This window comes from Bacillus sp. NP247, from assembly GCF_018966865.1.
In the GTDB taxonomy this organism is placed as follows: Bacteria; Bacillota; Bacilli; order Bacillales; family Bacillaceae_G; genus Bacillus_A.
Genome location: NZ_CP076653.1, coordinates 2,745,343 through 2,752,500, shown reverse-complemented (window position 1 = coordinate 2,752,500; position 7,158 = coordinate 2,745,343). Strand labels below are relative to the sequence as shown.

Below are 7,158 nucleotides of genomic sequence, written 5' to 3'. Positions count from 1 at the left end.
AATGAATAATTCGAAACGATCTGTGAATCGTGGATCTTCATCATTCTTTTTCGCAAGTGGTGAAATCTCTACAGGATGACCGTAAATAAATGTCGGTTGAATTAATTTATCTTCTACTTTTTGTTCGAAGAATTCATTAATAATATGACCAACTTCCATTGTATCTTTAATTTCTACACTATGCTCTTTTGCAAGTTCACGCGCTTCTTCTACACTCATCGTCTTCCAGAAGTCAGCTCCAGAGTATTGCTTAATTGCATCTACCATATGAAGACGTGTCCATTCTGGCTCTAGATTAATTTCATAATCACCATATTGGATTGTTGTTGTACCCAATACTTTTTTCGCGATATGAGCAACCATATTTTCTGTTAGTTTCATAATATCATTATAATCAGCGTACGCTTCATATAATTCAATCATCGTAAACTCAGGGTTATGACGAGTTGATACGCCCTCATTACGGAATACACGGCCGATTTCATACACTTTTTCTAATCCGCCCACAATAAGACGTTTTAAATGAAGTTCAATTGCGATACGCATATATAATTCCATATCTAACGCATTATGGTGCGTAGTGAAAGGACGAGCAGACGCTCCACCTGCAATCGCGTGCATCATAGGCGTTTCTACTTCAAGATAACCGTTGTCATCTAAATATCTTCTCATTTCACGAATGATTTTACTACGGGTAACGAACGTTTCACGACTTTCCATACTTGTAATTAAATCTAAGTAACGTTGACGGTAGCGTTGTTCAACATCTTTTAATCCATGATATTTATCCGGTAATGGACGAAGAGATTTCGTTAAAAGTGTAAATCCTGTTGCTTTTACTGAAAGTTCTCCAACATTTGTTTTGAACACTTTACCTTCAATACCTACTAAGTCACCTAAATCTGCTGTCGTAAATAACTCGTACTCTTCATCTCCAACAGTATCTTTACGAACATAAATTTGAACTTGCCCCTGTAAATCTTGAATGTGCGCAAATCCCGCTTTTCCTTTACCGCGTTTTGTCATAATACGACCAGCGATAGAAACAGTGATTTCTTTCTCTTCTAATTCTTCTTTAGAGAATTCTCCATATAGACTTACTAGGTCCGTTGTTGAATTTGTGCGTTCAAATCGTTTACCGAACGGATCGATTCCTTGCTCACGTAAATTATGTAGCTTTTCACGACGAACAAGCAATTGGTCGTTTAATTCTTCGTGGTTCATGTTATCCATGATATTGATATCACTCCAGCTCTATTAATTTTTACAATATATACAGTATAGCATTTTCTACTCAACTAGAAAAACTGCCAGCAACTAACTGGCAGTTCTTCTTTCTTTCACGTAATTATAGGAAGTGTGTAGAAGAATGTCAATCTTCTACGCCCTCTTATTAACCAACGTAAATTGTTTGTTGTTTCGCTTCTACTTCTTCTACAAATGCACCTAATACATTCGCAAGGTCTTCACGCGTGTTGCAAGTATTGATACCATTACGCACACCCGCATTACCACGAACACCTTTTAAATACCAAGCCGCATGCTTTCTCATCTCTCTTACAGCAACATTTTCGTTCTTTAAATCGATAAGACGATCTAGATGCAACATACATACATCAATTTTCTCACGCACTGTTGGTTCCGGCATTAATTCACCTGTCTCTAAATACTTTACCGTACGATAAATCATCCACGGGTCTCCAAGAGCAGCGCGACCAATCATAACTCCATCTACACCAACTTCATCAAGCATACGCTTTGCATCTTGCGGTGTTTCCACATCACCATTTCCGATAACCGGGATATTCACAGATTGCTTTACTTGTTTAATAATATCCCAATCCGCTTTCCCTTCATACATTTGTACTCGTGTACGTCCATGAACTGCTACCGCTTGCCCACCAGCACGCTCAACAGCTCTAGCGTTTTCAACTGCAAAAATATGATCTTCATCCCAACCAATACGCATTTTAACTGTAACTGGTTTTTCAACTGCATCTACAACTGCCGCTACCATCTCATATATTTTATTTGGATCTAAAAGCCACTTTGCTCCCGCATCACACTTAGTGATTTTCGGTACTGGGCAACCCATATTAATATCAATAATGTCTGCTGTCGTATATTTATCTACGTATTTCGCAGCATCTACAAGAGTTTCTTTCTCTCCACCAAAAATTTGTAAACTTAATGGCTTTTCTCTCTCATCGATATATAACATATCTAATGTTCTTTTGTTATTAAGTAATATTGCCTTATCACTTACCATTTCAGCACAAACTAAACCTGCACCAAATTCTTTTACTGTCAAACGGAATGCAGAGTTACACACTCCCGCCATCGGTGCTAGTACAACTGGATTTTTCATCTTAATATTTGCAATCTTTAACACCCGACTTACTCCTTCCTTTACGGTCACTTTGGCATCAATTCGTCTATTGAAACGTTTAATGTTTTAGCGACTTCTACTACAAAATCTTGGGAAGGTGATCTATTGCCCCTCTCAACTTCACCTAAAACCGATACAGATACCCCTAATTCTTTCGCAAAACCTTCTTGCGTATAGCCTTTTAGCTTTCGAAAAGCACGAATGCGTCTTCCCCATTTTTCTGCTTCCATACCGTTACTCCCTCTCGCCTTTTCATTTCTTCTACTTGTGAACGTGAAATGTTTTGTTTTATATCTTGATTAATCTCTAACAACGGAACGATAACAAAAGCTCTTTCGAACATCCGCGGATGCGGAACAATAAGATTCTCTGCTTCAATATTTTCTTGATTATATAGTAAAATGTCAAGGTCGATGGTCCTCGGGCCCCATCTGATTTCCCTTTTTCTTCCTAAATCATTCTCTACCTTTTGTGTTACTTTCAATAATTCTTGCGGTGATAAATTGGTAGAAATTTTTATAACTAAATTTAAAAAGCAATTTTGGTCAGTATAGCCAACCGGATCAGTTTCATATACAGACGAAACATCATCGACTTGGATATGCTGGTTTTTATTTAAAAACTGAATTGCTTCAGTTAAATAAATATAACGCTCACCAATATTCGAACCTAATGCAATGTACGCTATATTATTCATGGACGTTCTCTCGTAATTTCTACCGCTACAGCACGATAATGACCCGGTATCGGCGGATCTGGTTTAATTACCTTAATTGTACATTGTGAAATACTCTCATATTGTTTCAATATATCTGTAGCGATATTTTCAGCGATACTTTCTACAAGCTTATACGTTCTATCTTCAACAACTTTTCTACATAGTTCGAAAAGCTCCCCGTAATTGACAGAATGCTCTAAGTCGTCACTTTCTCCTGCACGTTTTAAATCCAACTCCACCGTTAAATCCACTTTAAATCTCTGACCCAATTTATTTTCTTCCGGGAATACACCATGATAACCGTAAAACTCCATATCATGGATATAAATTTTATCCAATTACTTTGCCCCCTTACCAATCATTGCATCCATCATCTTAGCCATACGCGCCATTTCTTTCACATCATGAACACGGATAAACTCACAGCCCTTTTCAATACCAAGACAAACGGTAGCGCCCGTTCCTTCAAGACGTTCCTCCACTGGTAAATCTAATACATGGCCAATAAAGGACTTTCTTGAAGTACCTAATAGAACTGGGTAACCCAGTACATTTAACTGCTCTAAATTACGCATCGCTTCTAAATTTTGCTCAGGTGTTTTCGCAAAGCCAATACCTGGGTCTAAAATAATATTCTCATCTCGCACGCCCGCATCTTTAGCAATTTTAATACTTTCATACAAATCAGCAATCATATCAGCCATTAAGTTGCGGTAGTTCATATTATCTCGGTTATGCATTAAGATAATAGGCACATCATAATAAGCTGCAACTTCAGCAATCTTCGGCTCCGCCTTCGCCCCCCAAATATCATTAATAATATGAGCACCAGCTTCAATCGCTTGTTTCGCAACTTCAGCTTTATACGTATCAATAGAAATAGGTATCTTTGCTTCTTTTGACACTGCCTGAATCATTGGAACAACTCGCTTTATTTCTTCTTCTACTGAAACTTTAGCGAAACCTGGTCGAGTAGATTCGCCGCCAATATCAATAATATGAGCACCTTCATTTTTCATTTCTTTCGCATGTCGTACTGCAGCATCTACTTCGTTGTAACTCCCACCATCAGAAAATGAATCTGGCGTTACATTTAAAATCCCCATAATTAATGTCTTTTCATTTAAGTTCAATGTATATTCGCCGCAGCGCAAATCATAATCCCACTTCAAACTACACATCTCCTCTTCGCAATTCATTTCTGCTCCACAATTTCTCTCTCTGCACTCCATAAAGATCCATAAGTCTTTTTGTAACCACTCCCACTTTACCCGGGAAATCTTTCTCCTCTATACGATAAAGGGGGACAATCTCTTGAATAGAGTTCGTTACGAACACTTCATCAGCTGAAAGCAATTCATCTTTTGTAAAGAAACCTTCCTTTACTTCTATATCTAGCTCTTCAGCAACCTTTATAATAAACGCACGAGTGATTCCGTTTAAAATCCCTGTTTTTAATGAAGGAGTATATAAAATATCTCCTTTAACAAAAAAGAGATTCGAAACAATACCCTCTGCAACATAACCTGTTTCGGTAAGAAAAATGCCTTCCTTATTCACAACATTTCCAATTTCGCGTTTCCCTAAAATATTATTTAAATAATGATGGGACTTCAAGCGAAATGCACCCTCTGGTGTATTTCTCACTTGCTTTAAAATAACTCCTTCTTTTTCCACTACATTCCCTGGAGCTGCTAAAGATTTTATAAAAACAATAACAGACGGTTCTTCATATAATTCCGTTTGTAATCCTATTTCATCTATACCCGCCGATACATTTAAGCGCACATATGCATGCTTTAACCCATTCTTAACAAGTAGATTCTTTAAAATAAGCATCACTTCATCTTTTGTCATTGTCCATTTGATTTGCAATATATCAAGCGCATCCATTAAGCGTTCATAATGATCATCCAATAAAAAGGGATGACCATTATAAATACGAAATGTCTCAAAAACCCCAAGCCCATATAGGTAACCATGGTCATACGGAGAAATTTTCGCTTCACTCGCTTCTACATACGCGCCATTTACGTAAATTAACACGATGTCACACTTGGGCTGTATTTGCGAATGAAATTCTGTAGCAACTCTTTCCCGTGAGAAGTCATAATAGATTCCGGATGGAATTGTACCCCTTCAATCGGCAACGTTTTATGACGAAGCGCCATAATTTCACCTTCTTCAGTCCAAGATGTTACCTCTAAACAATTCGGTAACGTCTCTTTTTTAACGATAAGAGAGTGATAACGTGTCGCGGTAAATGGATTTGGAATATCCGAAAAAATCGTCTGCCCATCATGATGCATTAAGGATGTTTTTCCATGCATCAAACGTTCTGCCCTGACAACATCCCCTCCAAATACTTGTGCAATTGATTGATGTCCAAGACAGACCCCAAAAATCGGAAGCTTACCTGCAAAATATTTAATAACATCCATGCTGATTCCCGCCTCGTTAGGACTACATGGACCTGGCGAAATCATTAAAAAATCCGGTTTCATATTCTCAATATCCGAAATAGTCACTTCATCATTACGCTTAACAACAAGCTCTTGTCCAAGTTCTCCAAGAAACTGCACTAAATTAAATGTAAAAGAATCATAATTATCAATCATTAATATCATTTCTCTCACCTAACCGTTTCTTCGCTACTTTCTTTTGCACGCCATAAAGCGATTGCTTTTTTTAACGACTCTTTATATTCATTTTTTGGATTTGAATCAATTACAATGCCCGCTCCAGCTTGCACATGCGCTTGTCCATCTTTAGCAAGTAGTGTTCGGATTACAATATTCAATTCCGTATCTCCAGAATAACCAATCCAACCAATTGAACCCGTATAAATTCCTCGACGAACAGGTTCTAATTCTTCAATAATTTCCATCGTACGTATTTTCGGGGCACCGGTAATTGTCCCACCAGGAAATACAGCCTTCACCAAATCGAAAGCATCTTTATCTGCCTCCACCTCACCACGCACATTAGAAACAATATGCATAACGTGTGAGTATTTTTCAATTACCATAAATTCATCTACTTCAACAGTGCCATATTTACAAACCCGGCCCAAGTCATTTCGTTCTAAATCCACAAGCATTACATGCTCTGCTCTTTCCTTTTCGTTTTCAATTAATTCTTTCGCTAATTCCTCATCCTCTTGCTCACTTGCTCCTCGAGAGCGCGTACCGGCAATTGGCCTTGTACTCACTTTTTTCCCTTGCTTTTTAATTAGCAATTCAGGCGAAGCACTAACAATTTGAAAATCTCCAAACTCCAAGTAACCCATATATGGAGATGGATTAATTTCACGAAGACTTGTATATATTTCTAGTGGATGTGTTTGTAATGTTCTTTCTTGTCTTGTCGACAAGTTTACTTGAAACACATCACCCGCTCCAATATATTCTTGAATACGTTCAACGGCCTTCATAAAGCCCTCTTCCGTAAAAGCGACTGCTTCATTTTTCTTTTCAGGAGATTCAAACGGCATAGTCAATTCGGGGGCTTCTTTCATCCAAAGACCCTTCCATTCATTTAATCGTTCTTCTGCCTCTTCACACTCATCTACATAATGCGTAATAATCCATAATACTTTCTCCTGTTGATCATACACAAACACCTCATCAAATAACAAAAAGAATATGTCAGGTATATTAATATCATCCTCCGCAAGAGAAGAAAGTTTTTCAATATAACGGATACAATCATAACTAAAGTATCCAATTGCCCCACCTTGAAAAGGTGGGTACTCCGGATTATAATCCGTTTTCCATTTCTCCATATACGCTTGCATTAAATCTAATGGATTCCCTCGCTCTATTGTTTCCTTACCACTTTCACTTATATGTAACGTCTCATTCTTACCCTGAATTACCGCTACTGGATCCAGCCCAACAATGTTATAACGACCACCACGTCCACTTTCTAACAAAATATGTTGCTGCTTATCCTGAGAAAGAAATTTATATTGCTTAAAGAAATCTAACTGATATGGAATAGAAAGCGCTAAAGATTTTCTTCGTTGCATATCAACACCCCGTCTTCTGTT

Annotated in this window: 9 protein-coding genes (1 of these 9 only partly in view); all 9 read right to left on the bottom strand. The window is 37.7% G+C overall.

Annotated features, from left to right (window positions below; all coding sequences use genetic code 11):
• A protein-coding gene (gene lysS / locus KPL75_RS14465; RefSeq protein WP_002144508.1) for a lysine--tRNA ligase crosses the window boundary here: on the bottom strand, positions 1-1,233 show its 5' portion. Its footprint begins 267 nt before the window's first position; the window shows 1,233 of its 1,500 coding nt (coding positions 1-1,233); it begins with the start codon at positions 1,231-1,233; its stop codon lies beyond the left edge, outside the window.
• A gap of 160 nt (positions 1,234-1,393) precedes the next feature.
• Complete coding sequence (dusB, locus tag KPL75_RS14460; RefSeq protein WP_219916809.1) at positions 1,394-2,392, bottom strand: tRNA dihydrouridine synthase DusB; 999 nt, start codon at positions 2,390-2,392, stop codon at positions 1,394-1,396.
• Between the two features lie 23 nt (positions 2,393-2,415).
• Entirely contained in the window at positions 2,416-2,619 is a 204-nt protein-coding gene (locus KPL75_RS14455) for a helix-turn-helix domain-containing protein (RefSeq protein WP_002009706.1), read from the bottom strand.
• Positions 2,571-3,086 carry a 2-amino-4-hydroxy-6-hydroxymethyldihydropteridine diphosphokinase gene (gene folK, locus KPL75_RS14450; RefSeq protein ID WP_002144510.1) on the bottom strand — a complete coding sequence of 172 codons (516 nt, stop codon included), beginning with the start codon at positions 3,084-3,086 and terminating at the stop codon, positions 2,571-2,573. The genes KPL75_RS14455 and folK overlap by 49 nt, the downstream gene beginning before the upstream one ends.
• A complete protein-coding gene (gene folB, locus KPL75_RS14445; RefSeq protein WP_002113276.1) occupies positions 3,083-3,445 on the bottom strand; it encodes a dihydroneopterin aldolase in 363 nt (120 codons plus the stop codon). The genes folK and folB overlap by 4 nt, the downstream gene beginning before the upstream one ends.
• Positions 3,446-4,306 carry a dihydropteroate synthase gene (gene folP, locus KPL75_RS14440; protein WP_219916808.1) on the bottom strand — a complete coding sequence of 287 codons (861 nt, stop codon included), beginning with the start codon at positions 4,304-4,306 and terminating at the stop codon, positions 3,446-3,448.
• Entirely contained in the window at positions 4,281-5,153 is an 873-nt protein-coding gene (gene pabC, locus KPL75_RS14435) for an aminodeoxychorismate lyase (protein WP_219916807.1), read from the bottom strand. The genes folP and pabC overlap by 26 nt, the downstream gene beginning before the upstream one ends.
• Complete coding sequence (gene pabA, locus KPL75_RS14430; RefSeq protein WP_219916806.1) at positions 5,147-5,734, bottom strand: aminodeoxychorismate/anthranilate synthase component II; 588 nt, start codon at positions 5,732-5,734, stop codon at positions 5,147-5,149. Before pabA ends, pabC begins: the two co-directional genes overlap by 7 nt.
• A gap of 5 nt (positions 5,735-5,739) precedes the next feature.
• Entirely contained in the window at positions 5,740-7,137 is a 1,398-nt protein-coding gene (gene trpE / locus KPL75_RS14425; RefSeq protein ID WP_219916805.1) for an anthranilate synthase component I, read from the bottom strand.
• Positions 7,138-7,158 lie beyond the last annotated feature (21 nt).

Coding starts and splice junctions, on each gene's coding strand:
- KPL75_RS14455 (WP_002009706.1), bottom strand. CDS start 2,619: ATGGAAGCAGAAAAATGGGGAAGACGCATTCGTGCTTTTCGAAAGCTA.
- folK (WP_002144510.1), bottom strand. CDS start 3,086: ATGAATAATATAGCGTACATTGCATTAGGTTCGAATATTGGTGAGCGT.
- folP (WP_219916808.1), bottom strand. CDS start 4,306: ATGAATTGCGAAGAGGAGATGTGTAGTTTGAAGTGGGATTATGATTTG.
- pabA (WP_219916806.1), bottom strand. CDS start 5,734: ATGATATTAATGATTGATAATTATGATTCTTTTACATTTAATTTAGTG.
- trpE (WP_219916805.1), bottom strand. CDS start 7,137: ATGCAACGAAGAAAATCTTTAGCGCTTTCTATTCCATATCAGTTAGAT.